General features: G+C 69.1%; 17 protein-coding genes. 2 read left to right on the forward strand and 15 right to left on the reverse strand.

What is annotated here, in order from left to right:
• Window positions 1-81 precede the first annotated feature (81 nt).
• Window positions 82-2,400 (forward strand): sensor histidine kinase, encoded by a 2,319-nt coding sequence (locus tag ACZ7KI_RS15815; protein WP_470273833.1) that lies wholly within the window; start codon window positions 82-84, stop codon window positions 2,398-2,400.
• 2 nt (window positions 2,401-2,402) lie between these two features.
• On the opposite strand, the gene ACZ7KI_RS15820 is transcribed toward ACZ7KI_RS15815, so the two are convergent.
• From ACZ7KI_RS15820 to ACZ7KI_RS15855, 8 genes are all read right to left on the reverse strand, one after another.
• Window positions 2,403-3,011 carry a response regulator transcription factor gene (locus ACZ7KI_RS15820; protein WP_470273834.1) on the reverse strand — a complete coding sequence of 203 codons (609 nt, stop codon included), beginning with the start codon at window positions 3,009-3,011 and terminating at the stop codon, window positions 2,403-2,405.
• 258 nt (window positions 3,012-3,269) lie between these two features.
• A complete protein-coding gene (locus ACZ7KI_RS15825; RefSeq protein WP_470273835.1) occupies window positions 3,270-3,461 on the reverse strand; it encodes a hypothetical protein in 192 nt (63 codons plus the stop codon).
• Window positions 3,462-3,775: 314 nt separating this feature from the next.
• The gene (locus tag ACZ7KI_RS15830) at window positions 3,776-4,321 is read right to left on the reverse strand and encodes a carboxymuconolactone decarboxylase family protein (RefSeq protein WP_470273836.1); all 546 of its coding nucleotides are present in this window, start codon (window positions 4,319-4,321) and stop codon (window positions 3,776-3,778) included.
• A complete protein-coding gene (locus tag ACZ7KI_RS15835) occupies window positions 4,293-4,766 on the reverse strand; it encodes a DUF6187 family protein (RefSeq protein ID WP_470273837.1) in 474 nt (157 codons plus the stop codon). Before ACZ7KI_RS15835 ends, ACZ7KI_RS15830 begins: the two co-directional genes overlap by 29 nt.
• Window positions 4,759-6,078: an FAD-dependent oxidoreductase gene (locus tag ACZ7KI_RS15840; RefSeq protein WP_470273838.1), complete on the reverse strand. Its 1,320-nt coding sequence runs from the start codon at window positions 6,076-6,078 to the stop codon at window positions 4,759-4,761. Before ACZ7KI_RS15840 ends, ACZ7KI_RS15835 begins: the two co-directional genes overlap by 8 nt.
• 8 nt (window positions 6,079-6,086) lie before the next feature.
• Window positions 6,087-6,572 carry a DUF6423 family protein gene (locus ACZ7KI_RS15845; RefSeq protein ID WP_061987805.1) on the reverse strand — a complete coding sequence of 162 codons (486 nt, stop codon included), beginning with the start codon at window positions 6,570-6,572 and terminating at the stop codon, window positions 6,087-6,089.
• A 317-nt stretch (window positions 6,573-6,889) separates the two neighbouring features.
• Window positions 6,890-7,198, reverse strand: coding sequence for a DUF6235 family protein (locus ACZ7KI_RS15850; RefSeq protein ID WP_465507374.1), 309 nt, complete (start codon window positions 7,196-7,198; stop codon window positions 6,890-6,892).
• A 113-nt stretch (window positions 7,199-7,311) separates the two neighbouring features.
• Window positions 7,312-7,461 (reverse strand): hypothetical protein, encoded by a 150-nt coding sequence (locus ACZ7KI_RS15855; RefSeq protein ID WP_470273839.1) that lies wholly within the window; start codon window positions 7,459-7,461, stop codon window positions 7,312-7,314.
• 290 nt (window positions 7,462-7,751) lie between these two features.
• Between ACZ7KI_RS15855 and ACZ7KI_RS15860 the strand changes: the two genes are divergently transcribed.
• Window positions 7,752-7,943, forward strand: a complete 192-nt coding sequence (locus ACZ7KI_RS15860; RefSeq protein WP_470273840.1) for a hypothetical protein — start codon at window positions 7,752-7,754, stop codon at window positions 7,941-7,943.
• 79 nt (window positions 7,944-8,022) lie between these two features.
• On the opposite strand, the gene ACZ7KI_RS15865 is transcribed toward ACZ7KI_RS15860, so the two are convergent.
• From ACZ7KI_RS15865 to ACZ7KI_RS15895, 7 genes are all read right to left on the reverse strand, one after another.
• Window positions 8,023-8,217: an acyl-CoA carboxylase subunit epsilon gene (locus tag ACZ7KI_RS15865; RefSeq protein WP_470273841.1), complete on the reverse strand. Its 195-nt coding sequence runs from the start codon at window positions 8,215-8,217 to the stop codon at window positions 8,023-8,025.
• Between the two features lie 11 nt (window positions 8,218-8,228).
• On the reverse strand, window positions 8,229-9,932 hold the full coding sequence (locus tag ACZ7KI_RS15870; protein WP_470273842.1) for an acyl-CoA carboxylase subunit beta: 1,704 nt from the start codon (window positions 9,930-9,932) through the stop codon (window positions 8,229-8,231).
• Entirely contained in the window at window positions 9,929-10,114 is a 186-nt protein-coding gene (locus tag ACZ7KI_RS15875) for a DUF6222 family protein (RefSeq protein ID WP_470273843.1), read from the reverse strand. The genes ACZ7KI_RS15870 and ACZ7KI_RS15875 overlap by 4 nt, the downstream gene beginning before the upstream one ends.
• A 15-nt stretch (window positions 10,115-10,129) precedes the next feature.
• Window positions 10,130-10,672 carry a flavin reductase family protein gene (locus tag ACZ7KI_RS15880; protein WP_470273844.1) on the reverse strand — a complete coding sequence of 181 codons (543 nt, stop codon included), beginning with the start codon at window positions 10,670-10,672 and terminating at the stop codon, window positions 10,130-10,132.
• Window positions 10,673-10,721: 49 nt separating this feature from the next.
• Window positions 10,722-11,162 carry an acyl-CoA thioesterase gene (locus tag ACZ7KI_RS15885; RefSeq protein ID WP_470273845.1) on the reverse strand — a complete coding sequence of 147 codons (441 nt, stop codon included), beginning with the start codon at window positions 11,160-11,162 and terminating at the stop codon, window positions 10,722-10,724.
• Window position 11,163: 1 nt separating this feature from the next.
• Window positions 11,164-16,986: a type I polyketide synthase gene (locus ACZ7KI_RS15890; protein WP_470273846.1), complete on the reverse strand. Its 5,823-nt coding sequence runs from the start codon at window positions 16,984-16,986 to the stop codon at window positions 11,164-11,166.
• 174 nt (window positions 16,987-17,160) lie between these two features.
• The gene (locus ACZ7KI_RS15895) at window positions 17,161-18,117 is read right to left on the reverse strand and encodes a carboxymuconolactone decarboxylase family protein (RefSeq protein ID WP_470273847.1); all 957 of its coding nucleotides are present in this window, start codon (window positions 18,115-18,117) and stop codon (window positions 17,161-17,163) included.

The raw sequence follows: 18,117 nt of genomic DNA on the forward strand, positions 1-18,117 counted from the left end.
GCCGTGCGACGGCCGTCCTTGGCCGTCGTGAGGTCGGAACACGACAAAGTTGAGACGTTTCCTGTTACCACTGGGGTGCCTGTGCCGGAACAGCTCGCGGTGACCGCCGAGCCGCTGGGGACCGCCGGGATCGACCGGCGGCCCAGGCGGGCGTTGTTCCTCGCCGGGTTGATCATCACCGTCGTCTTCGTCAACTCGTGTCTGTTCGGTCTGCTGTCGGTGCTGCTGCATCCCGGGGTGGACTTCTGGCAGGGCCTGCTCGCCGTGCTCTACGTCGGCCCCGTGCTCGCGATCCAGCTCCTGTACTTCAGCCGCCCGGCCGTCCGCCTGGACACCAGGCTCGCGAAGGTCATGCTGGGGATCCAGGCATGCCTGGCCTATCTGCCGACCCTGCATTTCGAGGCCGCGCTGAGCTCGCTGACCACGCTCGCGGCGGGCAGTGCGCTGCTGCTCTTCCGGCCGCGGACGGGCTGGACGGTGTTCACCGTCTTCATGGCGGGGACGACGTGGATCCTGTGGACCTACGACGCCACCTGGCTCGGCGCGGTGTTCGACAGCGTCACCGCGCTCTTCTACGCGCTGGTCGTGTACCTGCTGACCTGGCTCGCGCGGCTGGTGACCGAACTGCACCAGGCCAGGACCGAACTGGCCGGGCGCGCGGTGGCCGAGCAGCGGCTGGCGTTCGCGAGGGACCTGCACGACCTGCTCGGGCTCAGCCTTTCGGCGATCGCGCTCAAGGGCGAACTCGTGCACCGGCTGCTGCGCAAATCGCTGGACCGGGCACGCGAGGAACTCGCCGAGATCACCGGGATCGCCCAGCGCACGCTGTCGGACGTGCGGTCGGTGGCCAGGGGCTACCGGGAGCTGTCGCTCGACAAGGAATCACGGACCGCGGTGTCACTGCTCTCCGCGTCGAACGTCGCGGTGCGGCTCGACCTCGAGCAGGTCGAGCTCCCGGTGAAGCTGCGCACCCTGCTGGCGAAGGTACTGCGGGAGGGCGTCACGAACGTGCTCCGCTACACCGGCGTCGAGCACTGCGAGATCACCGTGCGCGCGAACGAGGGACGGGTCGCACTGGAGATCGTCCACGACGGCACGGCGCACGAGGACGTCCCGGAGGAAACGGCCGAGAGCCTGCGCGAGGTGACCCAGGAGGTCGACGGGCACGGCGGAACGCTCAGCGCGGGCACCGACGCGGCGGGCCGGTGGCGGTTGCACGCCGAACTCCCGGTGCCCGACCAGGCCGAACCCACCGAGACGGCGCTGGCACAGAACACCGGCCACTGGTCGAGGATCGACGCCAGGAACGTCCAGTGGACGCTGACGGTGGTCTTCATCCTCTTCGGTCTCTCCGCGATGACGCGGGCCTTCATGCTGACCGACGACGGCTGGTACCTCACGCTCACCGCCGGGTATCTCACCGCGCTGATCACACTGCAGCTGTCCTATTTCGCCCGGCCGAACGTCCGCCTGCGCTCGCGCCAGAGCTACGCGCTGCTCTTCGTACAGGCCTGCCTGATCTTCCTGCCGTTGATCCCGCTGGGGAAGGCCTGGGTGAGCCTGCCCAGCCTGTTCGCCGGCACCGCGCTGCTGGTGCTGCCGCCGCTGGCCGGATGGACGGCGTTCGCCGTGACCGCCGCCGGGGTCGTGCTGATCCGGATCGACCACGGCACCGACTTCCTCGGCGGCTTCTACAGCTTCGCGTCCATGCTGAACACCGGGCTGATGGTCTTCGGGCTCATCTGGCTGATCCGGCTGGTGACCGAACTGGACGCGACCAGGAAACGCCTCGCCGAGGTCGCGGTCGCCGAGGAACGGCTGCGCTTCGCCCGCGATCTGCACGACCTGCTCGGGATGAGCCTTTCGGCGATCGCGCTGAAGAGCGAGCTGACCAGCCGGATCATGGACATCGACACCACCCGGGCGTCCGACGAGCTGCTGGAGATCCTTGGGCTCACCCGGCAGGCGTTGACCGACGTCCGCTCGGTGGCGAGCGGCTACCGGGAACTGTCGCTGGACCAGGAGTCCCGCTCGGCCCAGGCGGTGCTGGTGGCCGCCGACGTCCAGGTGCGGCTCGAGATCGAGCACGAGGACCTGCCGTCGACCGTGCGGACGGTGCTGGCCGTGGTGCTGCGCGAGGGCGTGACGAACGTCTTGCGGCACAGCAAGGTCGAACGCTGTGAGATCGCGGTGCGGCGGGTCGGCGACGGCGTCGCGCTGGACATCGTCAACGACGGCGTCCAGAACGGGCAGGCGAGGCCGGAGAAGACTGTCCGGGTCGAGGCGCCGGGCAGCGGCATCATGAACATGTCGGACCGCGTCGCCGGGCTCGGCGGCGAATTGACCGCCGGTGTCGAACCCGACGGGCGGTTCCGGCTGCGCGCGGTGGTCCCGGTCTAGGCCTAGATCCAGCCGGACTCCCTGGCGATCCGGATCGCGTCGACCCGGTTGCGCGCGTTGAGCTTCGAAACGATCGTGGTCAGGTAGTTGCGCACGGTCCCGGTGGAGAGAAAGGCCTTCGCCGCGACCTCGAGGGTGTCGCGGCCTTCGGCGGTCAGCCGCAGGACGTCGACCTCGCGCGGTGTCAGTGGGCAGTCCACGGTGTCCCAGGCGGCCAGCGCCAGATCGCCGTCGACCATCCGCCGCCCGGCCGCCACGCCGCGTACGGCGTTGGCGAGTTTCTCCGCGGGGGCGTCCTTCAGCAAGAACCCGTTGACCTTGGCCGCCAGCGCCCGCCGGAGCGTGCCGGGCTTGCCGAGGCTGGTCAGGATCAGCGTTCTGACCTCGGGAAGCTGCTCGTGCAGTTCGGTGGCCGCGGTGAGACCGTCCTTGCCGGGCAGATCGATGTCGATGACCGCCACCTGGGTGCGCGAGGTGCGCGCGGCGGCGAGGATCTCGTCACCGGAGGCCACTTCGGACACCACTTCGATATCCGGTTCCAACCGCAGCAACGCTACAAGTGCCCCCCTGACGATGTGCATGTCTTCGGCCACGAGAACCCTGATCACCATCGCGCCGCCCCTCAGACCACGCCCCCGTGACCCAAGATAAACACGGTCGGACAGAACGCGTTCCACCGTTCGGGTGGCGAGTGCTTCCGGTCCAGCGGCATCCGCCCCGAGGAAGCTACGACAATCGGGCCACCCGGACACGGCGCTGGTAGTTGGTCGGTGACTTTCCGTCGCCGCGAGGAGGTTCGCGGCGCGGCGCACGCACGGAACCGGCCGCTTTTCGCGTTCGAACGCGAAAAGCGGCCGGCGGGGATGCTCTCAACTCGCCTCGGCCAGCGGCGGGGAGACGCAACAAGCTCCGGTGAAACAGTCGAAGACCTGACCGCCCGGCCGGTTGGTCCAGTTGTCGAACCGGTCGATCACCAGGTCGACCTGGTTCCCGGCGGAACCGGTGTCGATTCCCCGTACGGCGAAAAGCGAGCGGACGTTGTCGGTCACGGTGTTCTTCATCGAGTGGCTCCCAGACGTTTCGGAGGTTGATCGGGGTGTTCCTTCGATGAAGAAATCGTGCTATCCGGGGCCGGTGCGCAACCAGTGCCATCAATCATCGCGAGTCGTGCTTTTCGCCTACGCCAGAAGGTTCGCTTCGACTACTCCATTTCCGCGCCCGCGATTATCAGATGGAGTAACGAGGCGGAATTGTGATCACGGACCGCGATCGCCTGCTCTCACCGGGCGATAATGACCGACTGTGGTCATCGAGGCGTCCGATGCACACGAATGGCGTAGTCACTCGCTAGGACCGGCTCGGGATGCACCCGAGTTCAGGAATCGAGCAGCCGCGCCAGACCCGCGTAGCCGCCGTCCTTCAACCGCACGCCCGAAGTCTTCGCGTAGGCGGCGTCGGCACGGATCCCGAGTCCCTCGACCATCCGGTTCATGAAGTTGAACAGCGCGCACACGAGGACGGCGTCGTGCAGCGCGGCTTCATCCCAGCCCGCCGCGAACACGGCTTCGGCGTCGGCGTCGGTCATCTTCGACGGCGTCCGCGTCAGCTTGCCCACGTAGGCCAGCACGGGCTTCATCCGCTCGTCCACGGGCGAGGAGTCCAGATCGGCCAGTGCGGCGGCCAGAAGCCCTTCCGGCACACCGAAAGCCTCGGCGGTGACGGTGTGGACCCCATGGCAGTACTGGCAATCGTTGACGCCGGAGACGTACGCCGCGATCAGTTCCCGCTCACCGTCACCGAACGCCGACGGCGCCCGCATGACGAGTTCGTGGAAGTCCAGCAGCCGCGACGCCGGGGCCGGGAACTTCTGGAAGACCTGCAGCAGCGTGGCGTCAGTCGGCAAAGACTTGAGATAGGACATCGCGTGTACTCCCCTTTTCCGGCGTCCGCCCGTGTTCGGCGAACTTGTCGACGTCTTCGCGGCGCAGCCAGCAGGCGGCGAGGCAGGCGACCGACGCCGGACCCAGCCCGGTCACCGTGGCGGTGACCCTGGCGGCGGTCTGTTCCCATTCCTTGCGCAGCGAACCGGCCGTGGTCACCTCCGGCCCCGCCTCGATCAGCGGGCGGACCGCGCGCCAGCGGACGACGCCCGCTTCGATCAGCGCGTCGGTGTCCAGGTTGAGCGCGTCGTGCCGGGCCTGGTCCACGGCGAGCGCGACCAGAGCGGGCTCGTCGGCGATCCGCGCGAGGCCGACGCCGGCGAGCAGCCGTTCGGCGTCCAGTCCCATCAGGATCACCCCCGCCTCCGTCGACGGGGCGTCGTCGATCGAGGGCAGGGTGAACCGGGAGTCGTAGGGCTCAGACACGGGCGACGTCCTTCGTGGCGACCCGCGGCGAGGTTCCCGTGCGCAGGTTCGCGGCCACGGTGGCCGCGACCCTGGCGGTGGCGACGCGATGGCCGTCGATGTTGCGGGCGGCCGGGCCCAGCGCCATACCCGCGGCCGCGCCGACGGCGAAGACCCGGGGCGCGCCGACGTAGGCGAAAGTGCGCTCGTCCAGGCTCGGCCAGCCACCGCGGTCGAGAACGGCCTCGTCGGGCATCAGAGCGTCGCCGATCGACGGCGTCGTGCCCAGTGCCAGGACGGCGTGGTTGACGGTGACCGTCTCGCCGTCTTCGAGGTGCAGGCGCACCCCAGGCCGCACCTTCGTGATCGCCTTGCCGCGGTGCACGATCAGCCGTCCCTCGGCTTCGGCGGCTTCGAGCATCGGCCGGAACTCGAACATGATCGACGCGCGCCGGAAGCGGCCCATCAGTTCGAGGCGGTCGGACCAGCTCACGCCGTCGAAGCGGGCGCGGCCTTCGGGGCGGAAGAACGACGAATTGACGTCAGCGCATTGATAGCGCTCGCCTGCTTCGCGGACCACCCAGTGCACCTCGCGGCCCTGGGCGAGCCCGGTGGAGAGCAGATGCGCGGCGGTGAGGCCCGCGCCGACGACGGCGAGCCGTTTTCCGCCGTCGGGAACGGGTTCGTCCCAGTAACTCACGCCGCGTGGCGGATGGCCGCCGCCCCACCAGATGTCCGGAGCCGACCGGCGTTCCTCGCCGAGGCACAGCACCACCTGGCGGGCGGTGACGGAGAACCGGTCGGCGCGCACGGTGACCGCGTCCGACGTCGGCAGTACCTCGCGGACCGAACCGCGCCAGGTCCGTTCGGTGACGTGATGGCCGGCGGCGAGATGCGCGCAGTAGGCCTCGAAGACGTCGACGGGGACGACCGAGCGGTGCCCGGCCTGCGCCATCCGGATCTCCCGCCGTTCCACCGGGGTCAGCACCGACCAGTGCAGCCGGGCGAAGTCCAGCAACTCGCAGTCGCGATAGCCCTCGACGCCGGGATGGTGTTCGTACGGCGAACGCAGCACACGCTGGCCGAGCAGGTCGACGCGGTCGAAGAACCGGCGGCAGGGGCGGCCGTCGCGGTCGACGACGACGAGGTCACGCACGCCGTGGTGCCACAGCGCGGAAGCGACCGCGAGCCCGGCCGGGCCCGCCCCGACGATGACGACGTCGGCACCGGACGGCGGGGCGGGGGTGACGGCGGCGCGGGTGGCCGGGAGAGCGGGCCACTCGCGCCCGCGCGGCGATTCGAGCAGATGGGGCTCCGGGACGAAGGTGATCACCGGCGTGCTCAGCCGATCACGGTCACCGGGACGATCAGCTCGATCACGGGACGCTGTTTCATCCCGTTGCTGATCAGTTCTTCCAGTGTCTGCTGGGACTGCTCGGCGGTGTCGGTCGCGATCGGGCTGTAGCGGGAATAGGAGTAGGTCGGCTTCCGCCCGCCCGCGTCCAGCGAGTACACCTTCAGCACGGCTTCGCCGGGGCGGACTTCACCGTCGTAGAAGGTGAGCCGTCGCTGATCCGGCGTCATGAAGGATTTCGAGAACTGGCGGGAAAGCACGAGGGTGTCGGCGTCGTTGACGAACGTCGAATCCTCGTCGGTGACGACCTGCATCGCGACCCAGGTCTTGTCGGTCAGGTTGGTCTCGGATTTGATCACCTGCCACCGGCCCGGTTCCGGCAGGTTGACGCTGACCGAGACGTCGTGGTCGGTGGTGTCGATGGCGCCGGAGATCATCAGCACCCGGCGGCGGACATCGGCGACGCCCGCCATTTGAATGTCACGTGCGCGTACCCGGGTGGAAACGTCCAGTCCTGGGAATTCGGGTGATGACATTTTTCGTGCCTCCATACCTCGATGACCGCACTCTTTCAGCTACACTGCTCAGCTGCGCCGTTCGATCGTGCCGTTCGACCCTGCCGTTCAACCGTCCCGTTCGACTAAACCGGTCGGCAGAATTCCCCCCATCCGCAAACACCCGAAGAATTTCACGGTGACACGGACGGTGTCAAGATGAGGAACGCAGGACGCACTGGTGCGAAAGGCTGCCGGTAACGAGGTTTCGGACTAGTCCGTTCAGCGGTACCAGGTCAGGACTCGTCCGAGTCCTCTGCCCAGGCCGCCGCGGGTGTGCCGTGTTCCAAGGCGCCGATATAGACGATCTCGAACGAGGAATCGGCCCGCTTGAGCCCTATCCTGATGACGAGGTCGTGTTTCACCAGAATGATGAACTGATGCGGATCCCTGCCATCTCCGAAAATGTCGTAGATGAGAAAAGCGGATCCGTCGGCTACCGCGAAGAGGGCTTCGTAGATAACATTGCGATCGGCCTGCGGAGCGTTGATCGCCCATTCTTCCAGCACCTGCAAACCCGACGTGAGCTGGAGGCGCATAGCCATCCGAAGGCCTCCTCGAGGTCTCGCCGGGTCGCGGACGATCTTCATTCTCCCGTCCGCGGTACCCGATGGTCTTCTTTGTTCGTGCCGCGCGTACTGGTCGCCGCTCATGTCCGCTAGTTGTAACCGAGGACGATGTGGTCGGCCGACGCCTCGTTTTCGGCGGACGGCCTCGGCTCCGGGACGAACACCGTCTCGTCGGCCCCGCTGATCCCGCGTGGGTCGAGATCATCGGTCACCACCCAAATTCGCACCTGTGCCGTCATGACGTTCCTCCCGGCCTTCGATGAACCGCTCACTTGACAACCCAGGATGGACCTCGCCGATCGGAGGGCGATCGTGGCGCACTCGAAGTCCGCTGGAGATCGCGATGAGCAAATAACGAGTCGCCGGTGAGGGGGTACCGGTAGTGCCCTGGTAGTACACGGAAACCCAAGGAGCACACCATGACCGAACGCCTCGACCCGTACGAGATCTACGCCGACGACGAACTGGACGTCGAACTGCTTGGCCTGTCCTGGCCCGACGCCGACGCCCCCGAACAAAGGGACCGGCCGTGAGCGCCGCGGAGCGGCAGCGGACCTGTGCGGCCTGTGGAGGCCCGTTCGAGCCTGGGGAGCGAACGGGTCTGGAGACGGTGGTGGCGGACGGGATTCTCTACGTCGCCGTGCACATCAACCACAGCACGTATCCGCCGCGGCGGGAATCCGAGGCGGCGCACCGGCTCGCGACCGTCGACGCCGCGTGAGCCGCAAACCGGAAAGGTCCGTGAAGGCCTCCTTCCCTACCTTGAGAGTAGGGAAGGAGGCCTTCACGGACCTGACACCTCAACGCAAGACCGAAGTACGCCAATCCGCCCGCCCCCGCGCGGACCACGCCGACCACACCGGGCCGGCGGGTGGCGACGCCGCGGAGGCGAGCGCGCCGAAGACGGCGAAGAGTGCCGCCAGTTCGCGGTCTTCCGGATCCCCCCGCAGGACCCGGAACACCGGCACCGAAGTGTCCTTTTCGGACGGTGGCATGGTTCCCCCGTTCAGATCGGGTGGTTGCCGTGCTTGCGCTGGGGCGCCGCCTTTCGCTTGTCCTGCAGCATTTCCAACGCCCGCGCGACGGCGGAACGGGTGTCCGCCGGGTCGATGATGTCGTCGACGAGTCCCCGTTCGGCGGCGTACTGCGGGTTCATGAACTCTTCGGTGTACTCGGCGACCAGGTGGGCGCGCAACGCGGCCGGGTCGGCCGCGGCGGCGAGGTCCTTGCGGAACAGTACGTTGACCGCGCCCTCGGCGCCCATCACGGCGATCTGGTTGGTCGGCCAGGCGAGCGACAGGTCGGTCCCGATCGACCGCGAGTCCATCACGATGTACGCGCCACCGTATGCCTTGCGCAGGATGACCTGGATCCGCGGCACGGTCGCCTCGCAGTAGGCGTGCAGCAGCTGCGCGCCGTGCCGGATGATCCCGGAGTGCTCCTGTTCGACACCGGGCAGGAAGCCGGGGACGTCCACGAGCGTCACCAACGGGATGCTGAACGCGTCGCAGAACCGCACGAACCGCGCCGCCTTCTGCGAAGCCGGTCCGTCGAGCACGCCGGCGAACACCACGGGCTGGTTGCCGACCAGGCCGACCACGCGGCCGTCGATCCGCGCGAGCGCGCACAGCACGTTTCGCGCCCACCGCTCGTGCAGTTCGAAGAACTCGCCGTCGTCGGCCAGTTCCGTGAACACGTCCCGCATGTCGTAGGGCTTGTTCGGCTCGACGGGGACGAGTTCGGCGAACCGGGGACGCCGGTCCTTCCCCGCGTCCTGTGACGGCTCCCGTGGCGCCGGGTCGAGATAGTTCGACGGCAGCAGCGACACCAGATAGCGGACGTCGGCGAGGCAGGCCTCCTCGTCGTCGTGCACCACGGTCGCGACGCCCGAGGAGGCGCCGTGCACGTCCGCCCCGCCCAGTTCGTCGTGGCTGACCCGTTCACCGGTGACGGTCTCGACGACGTCCGGTCCGGTCAGGTACATCCGCGCGGTGTCCCGCACCATGAAGACGAAGTCCGCGAGCGCGGGCGAATACGCCGCCCCGCCCGCGCACGGCCCCAGCACCACGCTGATCTGCGGGATGACACCGGACGCCTCGACCTGGCGGCGGAAGATGCCGCCGTAGCCGTTGAGCGCCATGACCCCTTCCTGGATCCGCGCTCCCCCGCTGTCGTTGAGCCCGATCAGCGGGGAACCGGTGGCGATGGCCAGATCCATCACCTTCTGGATCTTCGCCGCGTGCGCCTCGCCGAGCGAACCGCCGAAGACGGTGAAGTCCTGCGCGTAGACGAACACGCGCCGCCCGTCGATGGTGCCGGAGCCCGCGATGACGCCGTCGGTGTACGGCCGGTTCTCCGCCAGCCCGAGACCGCTCGCCTGATGCCGCCGGTACAGCTCGACCTCGGTGAAGGACTCGGGGTCCAGCAACAGGTCCAGCCGTTCGCGCGCGGTGTGCTTGCCGAGCGAGTGCTGCCGCCGGACGCCGTCGAGCCGCCCGTCGACGATATGCTCGCGCAGCTCGTCGCGCTGGCCGCGCAGCAACGGCATCGTCGGTTCCGGTGGGTGCACCGGTTCGGCGCCGCGGGCGAGCGGGATCACCTGCCCGTCGGTCGCCCTCGGGATCCGGGTGCGCCGCAGCCGGTCCTCCGGCAGCGGCACCACCTCGGAGTCCTCCGTGCGCTGAGCGCCCGGATCGCCTTGCAGGGTCACGCCGCCTCCTTCAGCCGGGCCTCGCGCTCGAGCTCGTCGAGTTCGATCTCGCGCACGATGTCGCGCCAGCACACCCCCCGTCCGAGCCGAGGCATCGTGGTCACCACCGGCGGCCGGTCGAGCGAGTGCACCGACACCGGTGTCTCGTCCGGCCGGGCGGTGGCGGATTCGTTGGTGGTCATGACATTTCCTCTCTCTCAGGCCGACGCGCGGACGCGGCCGTCGATCTGGTGGTAGCCGCCGCTGTAGAAGACCAGCGAGTCCTGCGCGGTGCCACGGCTGGAGGCGACCACCCGGCCGAGGAAGATCGAGTGGTCACCGCCTTCGTAGACCTCGGCGAGCTCGCATTCCAGCCACGCCAGCGCACCGTCGAGCAGCGGGGAACCGGTCTGCGGGCCTGCTGTCCACTCGACGGAATCGAACTGCGCGAGCCCGGCCGGACGGCGCCAGTCGGCGAAGTACTTCGCGAGGTCTTTCTGGTCCGACGCGAGCACGGTGACGGCGTACGAGCCCGCCGTCACGATCGCGTCGTGCATCCGGGCCGCGCGGGAGACACAGCACAGCACCATCGGCGGTTCCAGCGACACCGAGGTGACGGCGTTGGCGGTCATCCCGTGCGCCCGTTCACCCCCGGCGGTCAGCACGGTGACCCCGGTGGCGAACTGGCCCATCACCTCCCGCAGCCCGGCCTGCGCGGACAACCGGCGCCGCGCGGCCGGCGTCGGCAGGCGTTTCAGCACCGGCCGCGAGGGTTCCTGAGCTCCCGTTGCAGGCTCCACTGTGCCCACGTCACTCCCCCTTGCCGTTGACCGCGTACGGGATCAGCGCCTCGCGCAGCTGCTCGGGCACCCGGCTGGGCACCGTGGCCGTGTTCGGGCCGCGCATGCACGCGATCCGCTGCCGCCCGCGCGCCACCAGCCGCTCCCCCTCGTCGGTGAGGTGGACGTAGTCGAAGGTGAACTGGATCTGCGTCTGGGTCAGCTCCTCCAGGCGCAGCCTGATGGACAGCTCGTCGAACGCGGTGATCTCCGCGTAGAACTCGCAATCGACCTTGAGGGTGAACAGCTTGAGGTCGCGGCGGACCTCTTCGAGCACCGCGGGCGCCTTGTCCTTCAGGAACATCTCGCGGCACCGGCCCTGCCAGCGCACATAGTTCACGTAGTAGACGTTGCCAACCAGGTTGGTCTCTTCGAATCCGACCGTGTGCAGGATCTCGTAGTAGTCGGCCATGTCAGTCTTCCTCTCCCTGGAGCACCGCGAAGACGACGGGATCGGTCCGGTCGTTGACGGTCGTCGCCCAGGTGGCGATGCGCGCGGTACCGTGCGAAAGCACCGCCCAGCCGTCCGGATCGACCCGGTGCACGGTCAGCGCCTGTGTCATGTCGCCGGTCTTGCGCACGCATTCCAGCGCGCTCCAGACCCGGGTGTAGGCGACCGAGAGCGGCTCGCGGGTGTCGGCGGCGAGCAGTTCGCCGACCGAAAGCAGCTCCTCACCGAGCAAACCGGCCCAGTCCTCCGGTGTCCGCTCGATCGCGGTTTCGACGTCGCACGCGATCCGGCCGCTACCGGCGATCGCCAGGGTGAGGTCGGCGCTGTGCGACGCGCTCACCTCGACGCCGTCGGCCTCCGGTTTCCCGTCCGGGCGATAGCGGATCTCGAGCGGGGCGTCGACCGCGCGGCCGGCGGCCAGCGCCGTCTGCGCCCGCCGTTCCGGCGTGGTCTCGACCGGGACGCCGATCGGGTCCGGTTCGACGACGATCGCCCGTGACGAACCGAGCAGCCGTTCGGCGGAACGCTCCAAATAGGACCCGAGCATCGACGGGACCCATGGCCCCGCACCGTCGCGTTTGCGGACCGCGCGCAGTTTCAGCCCTTCCCATCGCTCGACGAGCTTCCCGTCGGGGTTGCGGACGTCGAGGTCGTAGACGTAGCTGTCGCCGTCCTGCGACCGCTCGCGGGCGTCGAGGAGCACGTATTCCGGATGCTGCTCGCCGGGTTCGGCGAGGTACAGCCGCTCGATCCCTTGCGGCAGCAGCGTCGCGTCCGGGACGCAGCACTGGATCGCGTGCATCATCGCGTCGCGGGTGCCGGGGTCGGCCAGCAGCTGTTCCTGCGGGAGGAACGGCGCGAACCAGTCGACCTCGGCGCCGGTCGCGATCTCCGCGACCGCGTGCCGCGCGCTGGCCCGGCGGTAACCGGTGACCCGCTGGAATCGCTTGCCCTGGAAGAGAACCGTGCCGTACAGCTCGGTCGTCGGGTCGACCGGGACCGGCGGCAGCGCGACGTCGCGGACCACCGTGTCACCGAGCGGATCCGGACGACTGAACCGCAGCCGGGCGCGGAAGTGGTCGGCGCTGAACCCGGTTTCCCCGCTGCGCAGCACCACGTCCACCGTTTCGGCGTCCCTGGCCAGCGCGGCGAGCCGGATGGTGGTCGACCCGCCTGGCGAGACGATGATCGGCCGCAGGAACTCGACGTCGGAGAACACCGGCGCCGTCAGGCTTTCCACCGCCAGCGTGGCCTTGGCGACCTGGGTCATCGCCTCCATCCCGATCACCGCCGGGAACAGCAGCTGGCCGTCGAGCAGGTGGTCGGCCAGATACGGGTCGCTGCCCGCGGAGAGGTCGGCCTCGGTGATCAGCTCGACACCCGGGTAGTGGACCACCGCGCGGTCCACGAAGCGGTTCAGCGGCAGTTCGCGCTTCTCCACCGGCAGGGTGGCCAACCCCGCGGTACGGCCGCAGACGACCAGTACCGACGGGGTGGCCGGATCGCCGACGACCTGGCGGAGGATCTCGATGCCCTCCTCGGTCGGGATGGGGGTGATGCCGTCGCGCAGCAAAGCGCTGACCACACCGAGCTTTTCGCCCATCCCGGTCCCGGACCAGACCGACCATTCGAGGGCGATCGCCCGCGCCTGGGGGTGTTCGCGGCCGAAGCGCACGGTCAGTTCGGTCATCCAGTCGTTGGCCGTGGCGTAGTGCGCTTCACCGCGCAGGCCCGCCCGTCCGATGATGCTGCCGAAGGTGACCAGCAGCTTGATCTTGTCCTTGTCGACGGCGTCGAGGACGGCGTTGAGACCGCCGATCTTCGGTGCCAGGGTCTTGCGGAAGGTCTCCTCGGTCAGGGAGAACAGCGCGGCGGGCTCGTTGCGGCCCGCGCCGTGCAGGACGGCGGTGACCGGGCCGAATTCGGCCTGGATCCGGCCGATCGCGTCCGCCACCTGTTGTGCGGCGGTGACGTCGGCGCGTTCGTAGCGGTAGGTGATGCCCGCCGCCGCCATCCGGCCGAGGTTCTCCGACAGTTCGGCGTCGTCGGCCGGATCGCTCCGGCCGAGCAACGCCAGTTTCGCGCCGGAGTCCTTGGCCAGCGCCAAGGCGCTCTCCGCGGTGATGCCCTTGCCGCCACCGGTGACGAGCAGGACGTCGTCGGTGCCCAGCGGGGTCCCTTCGGACTCCGACGGCTTCAGCGCGCCGAGCTTCGGCACGGTGCGGACACCGGCGGAGTCGTAGCGGACTTCGCTGAAGTCGTTCGTCGCCGCGACCTCGGTGACCACAGTGGACACCGCGGCGCCGATGGCCCCGGGGTCGACCGGATCGACGTCGGCGAGATCGACGATCGTGGTGCGGGCCGACGGGTCCTCCAGCCGTAGCGTCTTCGCCAGCCCGGAAGCGCCGAGGCCGTGCTGCACCACGACGAACCGCGTGCCGTTGGGCGCGGCCAGCACCGCACGGCCCGCGTCCAGGAACAGCCCGACGTCGTCGGCGTCGCTGTCCTCCTTCAGGCAGAGGAGGACACCGTCGCCGACACCCGCGCCTGCCAGCGCCGCGCGCAGCGGCTCCGCCAGCGGGTGCCCGGCCGGGGCGAACGCCGTCCACTCGGCGGTGGAGATGCCCGGTGTGAGATCGGGCGCCGGTTTCGGCGCGACCACGTACTCGACCGCGAACGGACGGACCCACGGTCCGACGCCCGCCACCTCGGCCTGGTTGCTGTCGGCGGGTTTGGCCGTCTGCGCGAGTTCGTCGATCATCTCGGCGAGTTCACCGAGACAGACGGTCGCGAAGTTCGGCATGCCTTCCAGCGCCGGACGGCCGAGCGCGCGGGTCACGTCGTTGACCAGCTGGCCGACGGTGATCGACGAAAGGTGCAGGTCGTCGAGTGGATGCGTATCGGCGGTGACCGCTTCGAGCGGCAGTTCGACCCGCTCGGAGGCGAGCTTGCGCAGCAGGTCGAGCGTGCTGCTGCCACCGCTTTCCGAGGCCTCCCCCGCCGCGGCCGCCTCGGCGGGTTCGGCGACGCGGTCGCGGGCCAGTTCCGCGCCGATGGACGGCGCGGCCTCGCACGGGCTGGCGAGGAAGGAGAACTCGCCGTTCGACGGCAAGGCCCGCACGACACGGCCGTCGAACAGCGCCGACGTGTCCAGCGGGGCGCCGAACGCGAAGGCCGCACCGGCGACCTTCAGTACCGCGGCCAGCGTCGGGCTTTCAGTGTCGATCGCGAGTACCGGCGTGCCGGGCGCGATCTCGCCGAACAGACCGGTGAGCACCCGGCCGGGGCCGACCTCGATCACCAGATCGCTGCGCTCGGCGACCTTCGCGGCCGCCTCGCGGAAGCGGACCGGCAGGACCACCTGGTCGCGCAGCAGATCACGGAGATCCTCGGCGGCGTGCAGGACGTCACCGGTCACCGTCGACACCACGGGCCGATCGAGCCGCGCGAAGCCGAACGCGGCCAGTTCCTCGGTCATCGCTTCGGCCGCCGGTTCGACCGCGGGTGAGTGGAAGGCGTGCGAGACGTTGATCCGGGTGGCGGTGATGCCCTCGGCACGGGCCGAGGCGACCACCCGCTCGATCGCGTCCGCCGGTCCGGAAAGGACGGTCTGCTCCGGCGCGTTGTAGCCGGCGATGACGACGTCCTCACCGTCGGCGATCCGCTCGACGACGTTCGGTGCGGCAGCGATCCCCGCCATGGCACCGTTGCCGTCGCTGGCGGTCGCCATCACCTTGCCGCGGATCTTCGCCAGTTTGAGGACTTCGCGTTCGGTGAGCGCGCCGCCCCAGTGCAGTGCGGTCAGCTCACCGAGGCTGTGGCCCGCGGCCGTCTGCGCCTCGATGCCGAGCCTCTTCAGCACGCGGAGCCCGGCGAGCGAACCGGTGACGATGCGCGGCTGGGCGACGTCGGTGCTCACCTGATCGGCGCCGGTGGACAGGCCCGCGGCGCGGTAGATGTCGTCGGCGCCTGTGAAGCGTTTCCGCAGCGCGCCGACCGTGCCGTGCCCGGAACCCTGGCCGGGGAACAGGAAGCCGATTTTCGGTCCCTTGGAGCGTGCTCCGGCGAAGATGCCTTCACCGGCGGAGAAGACCTCCGGTTCGCCCTCGCCGAGGAGGTCGAGCAGCTTGGCCAGCTTGCGCTCGGCGTCCTCCGGGTTGGTCGCGACGACCGCCGCCCGCACCGGTTTTCCGGACAGTTCCGCGGACAGCGTGCCGGCGAGGTCGGAAAGTTCCGCGAACGACAGCTTCGGCACGACCTCCAGCAGCCCGCTGACCCGGCCGCGCAACGAGGCGGCGTCGTCGGCGTCCAGCAGCAGCAGCTCGCTGTCCTGCCGTCCGGCGACGAGCGACCGGGTCTTCTCGTCGAGCTCCTTGCGCCGGGCCGCACCCGGTGCCTCGGTGACGGTGACATGCGAGTTGATGCCGCCGAATCCCATCGCGGAGACTCCGGCGCGGACCGGGTGGTCCGAGGGCCACAACCCGGCCTCGGCCGGGACGTACATCCGCGCGGAATCGCCGACCAGCGACTCGTGCGGGTCGAAATGACCGGTCGCGGGCGGGATGACCTGGTGGTAGACCGCCAGCGTCGCCTTGATCAGCCCGGCGACCCCCGCCGCGGCCTTGGTGTGCCCGATGTTGCCCTTGATCGTGCTCAGCGCGGCACGGTCGGCGAGCGGGTCGGCGTCGCGGCGGGCAGTGGAAAGCGCCTCGATCTCGGTGGCGTCGCCCAGCGCGGTCCCGGTGCCGTGACCTTCGAAGTAGGAGACGGTTTCGACGCCGTATCCGGCTTTGTCGTAGGCCCGCTTCAGTGCGAGCCGGTGCCCCGACGCCTCGGGCCGGGTGATGCCGCCCTTGCCGTCGGACGAGACGCCCCAGCCGCCGATCGAGGCGTAGATCCGTTTGCCCTGCGCGATCGCGTCGTCCTCGCGCATCAGCACGAGCATGCCGGAACCCTCGCCGGGCCAGAAACCGTTGGAGTCGGCGTCGTAGACCTTCATCTCGCGTTTGGCGAGCGCGCCGGTCTTGGCGAAACCGATCACCTCGAACGGGTCGATCGACAAGTCGACACCACCGGCGATGGCGACGTCGAGGTCGCCTTCCGACAGCGCGTTCGCCGCGGTGACCACGGAAAGCAGCGAAGAGGAGCAGGCACCGTCCACAGTGAACCCGCCGCCGCCGAAGTCGAAGAAGTTGCAGACCCGGCCGGCGATCGTGTTGGCGAGCCCGCCGGCGAGCGTGTCTTCGTCGATCTCCGGGAACGGCGCCTTGTACTGCGCCTCGAGGTCGTGGAGGAACTCGGCGGTGTCACCGTCGGCCCAGCCGCGCTCGGCGAGTGCCGCCGCGACCGTGCGGCGCACGTACGGCCAGCGCAGCCGCATGATGTTGGCACGCGAGAACTCACCGGTGAGGCTGTTTCCGATCACCACGCCGGTCGCGGACCTCGGCAGTCCGTCGCCTTCGGGGAAACCCGCGTCCGCCAAGGCCTGTGTGGCGACGTCGAGGGCGAGCCAGTGCGTGGTGTCGGTCGACCGGAACGTGCTGCCGGCCACCTTGTACTTGATCCGGTCGAACTCGTAGTCACGCAGGACCGCGGCCTTCTTGGCGTAGAAGCGGTCCGGCGCCTTCGGGTCGGGCGAGTAGTAGTCCTCAAGGTTCATCCGCTCGTCGGGCAGTCTCCGAAACGCCCGACGGCCGGCGAGGACGTTCTCCCACAGTTCATCCGGGGAACCGGCGTCCGGGTATCGGAGACCGATACCGACAATCGAAATCCGCTCAACGCTCATGCCACCGCACTCCCCTAGCTCTCAACCACTCAAGTCATGGAATCCGGCCTCGGCGCGGGCCGCTGTCCCCAGAAGCACCGCCGCCGTCCGCATCTGCAGTCCGGTCAAGCATGAACCGGAGCCGGTCGGCGAGTCTTCTCTCATGTTGTTGAAGGCGGACCGCGAAATCCGCATTTAGTCCTCTAAATGCGCTGACGTGGTGACACAGCGTTGCGCGGCAACGAAACTCGCCCACCCCACCAGCTCGATCAGCTCTCGGTCACCCAAGCCCGCCGCGGCGACCAGGGCGTCGTCGACCTGGTATGGCGCTTTCGCGACCACCAAAGCCAAACGAGCGGCCGGATCGTCGACGACGTCCACCCAGGACCGGCTCAATCCAGGTGGCGAGCCGTCCCAAGTGGACAGTTCGCGCGACACGACATCCCGCACGACAGGAGAGATCGACAGCGCCGCAAACGCGGCTTCAGCACGGGAGAAGGCATCCTCGACGACAGGATTCCCCGTAGCCCAGCCGAAATCCCGGGAACCGGGGCGCAAGAACTCCAGCGAGTCACCGGGCGGAGCGTCTTCGACCGGTTTCAGGAACCGGCCGAGAACCGCCTTCGCCCTCGCCCGTGCGGAATCCGGCACGGACGAAGGCAACGGCGACGGCCCGAGGAACACGCTCACCACCCGGTTCAGGTAGTGGAACGCGAAGGCGACCGCGGCCAGTTCCGACCGGCCCGCCTCCGACAACGTCGCCGAGGAGCGTGGATCGGCCACGGGACGGCCGGCCTCGATCGCCGAAGCCACCGAGGAACGCCCGAGCGAACCCAGCGCCATGCCGTGCACCTCGACGCAAAAGGGGCACGAATTCGCCTGTGACACCAGGGTGGCGACGACCTCCCGGTCCGCCCGGCTCGTCGCTCCCGCCGCCACCAGCGATTCCCGCAGCATCAGCCAGCTCGCCGCGAGAACCGGTGGTGACGGCGATTGCAGCGCCACCGGCGGGGCCAGCATGCCGAAGTCCCGTTCGATCTGACGATAGACATCACGGATGAGTCCGGTCGCCCGGCCGTAGGAGACCGGCCGGACGTACCGGACCTCGCGCAATGCCCGCCGCAAAGCCAGTTTCACCGGTTTGGGCGCCAT

Source organism: Amycolatopsis sp. NPDC039088, assembly GCF_055598845.1.

What these genes read in the sequence shown, in the direction of transcription:
- ACZ7KI_RS15865 (WP_470273841.1), bottom strand. Translation starts at nt 8,217, where the DNA reads ATGCCACCGTCCGAAAAGGACACTTCGGTGCCGGTGTTCCGGGTCCTG.
- ACZ7KI_RS15825 (WP_470273835.1), bottom strand. Translation starts at nt 3,461, where the DNA reads ATGAAGAACACCGTGACCGACAACGTCCGCTCGCTTTTCGCCGTACGG.
- ACZ7KI_RS15830 (WP_470273836.1), bottom strand. Translation starts at nt 4,321, where the DNA reads ATGTCCTATCTCAAGTCTTTGCCGACTGACGCCACGCTGCTGCAGGTC.
- ACZ7KI_RS15885 (WP_470273845.1), bottom strand. Translation starts at nt 11,162, where the DNA reads ATGGCCGACTACTACGAGATCCTGCACACGGTCGGATTCGAAGAGACC.
- ACZ7KI_RS15855 (WP_470273839.1), bottom strand. Translation starts at nt 7,461, where the DNA reads ATGACGGCACAGGTGCGAATTTGGGTGGTGACCGATGATCTCGACCCA.
- ACZ7KI_RS15845 (WP_061987805.1), bottom strand. Translation starts at nt 6,572, where the DNA reads ATGGCGGGCGTCGCCGATGTCCGCCGCCGGGTGCTGATGATCTCCGGC.
- ACZ7KI_RS15890 (WP_470273846.1), bottom strand. Translation starts at nt 16,986, where the DNA reads ATGAGCGTTGAGCGGATTTCGATTGTCGGTATCGGTCTCCGATACCCG.
- ACZ7KI_RS15820 (WP_470273834.1), bottom strand. Translation starts at nt 3,011, where the DNA reads ATGGTGATCAGGGTTCTCGTGGCCGAAGACATGCACATCGTCAGGGGG.
- ACZ7KI_RS15895 (WP_470273847.1), bottom strand. Translation starts at nt 18,117, where the DNA reads ATGGCGCCCAAACCGGTGAAACTGGCTTTGCGGCGGGCATTGCGCGAG.
- ACZ7KI_RS15850 (WP_465507374.1), bottom strand. Translation starts at nt 7,198, where the DNA reads ATGGCTATGCGCCTCCAGCTCACGTCGGGTTTGCAGGTGCTGGAAGAA.
- ACZ7KI_RS15875 (WP_470273843.1), bottom strand. Translation starts at nt 10,114, where the DNA reads ATGACCACCAACGAATCCGCCACCGCCCGGCCGGACGAGACACCGGTG.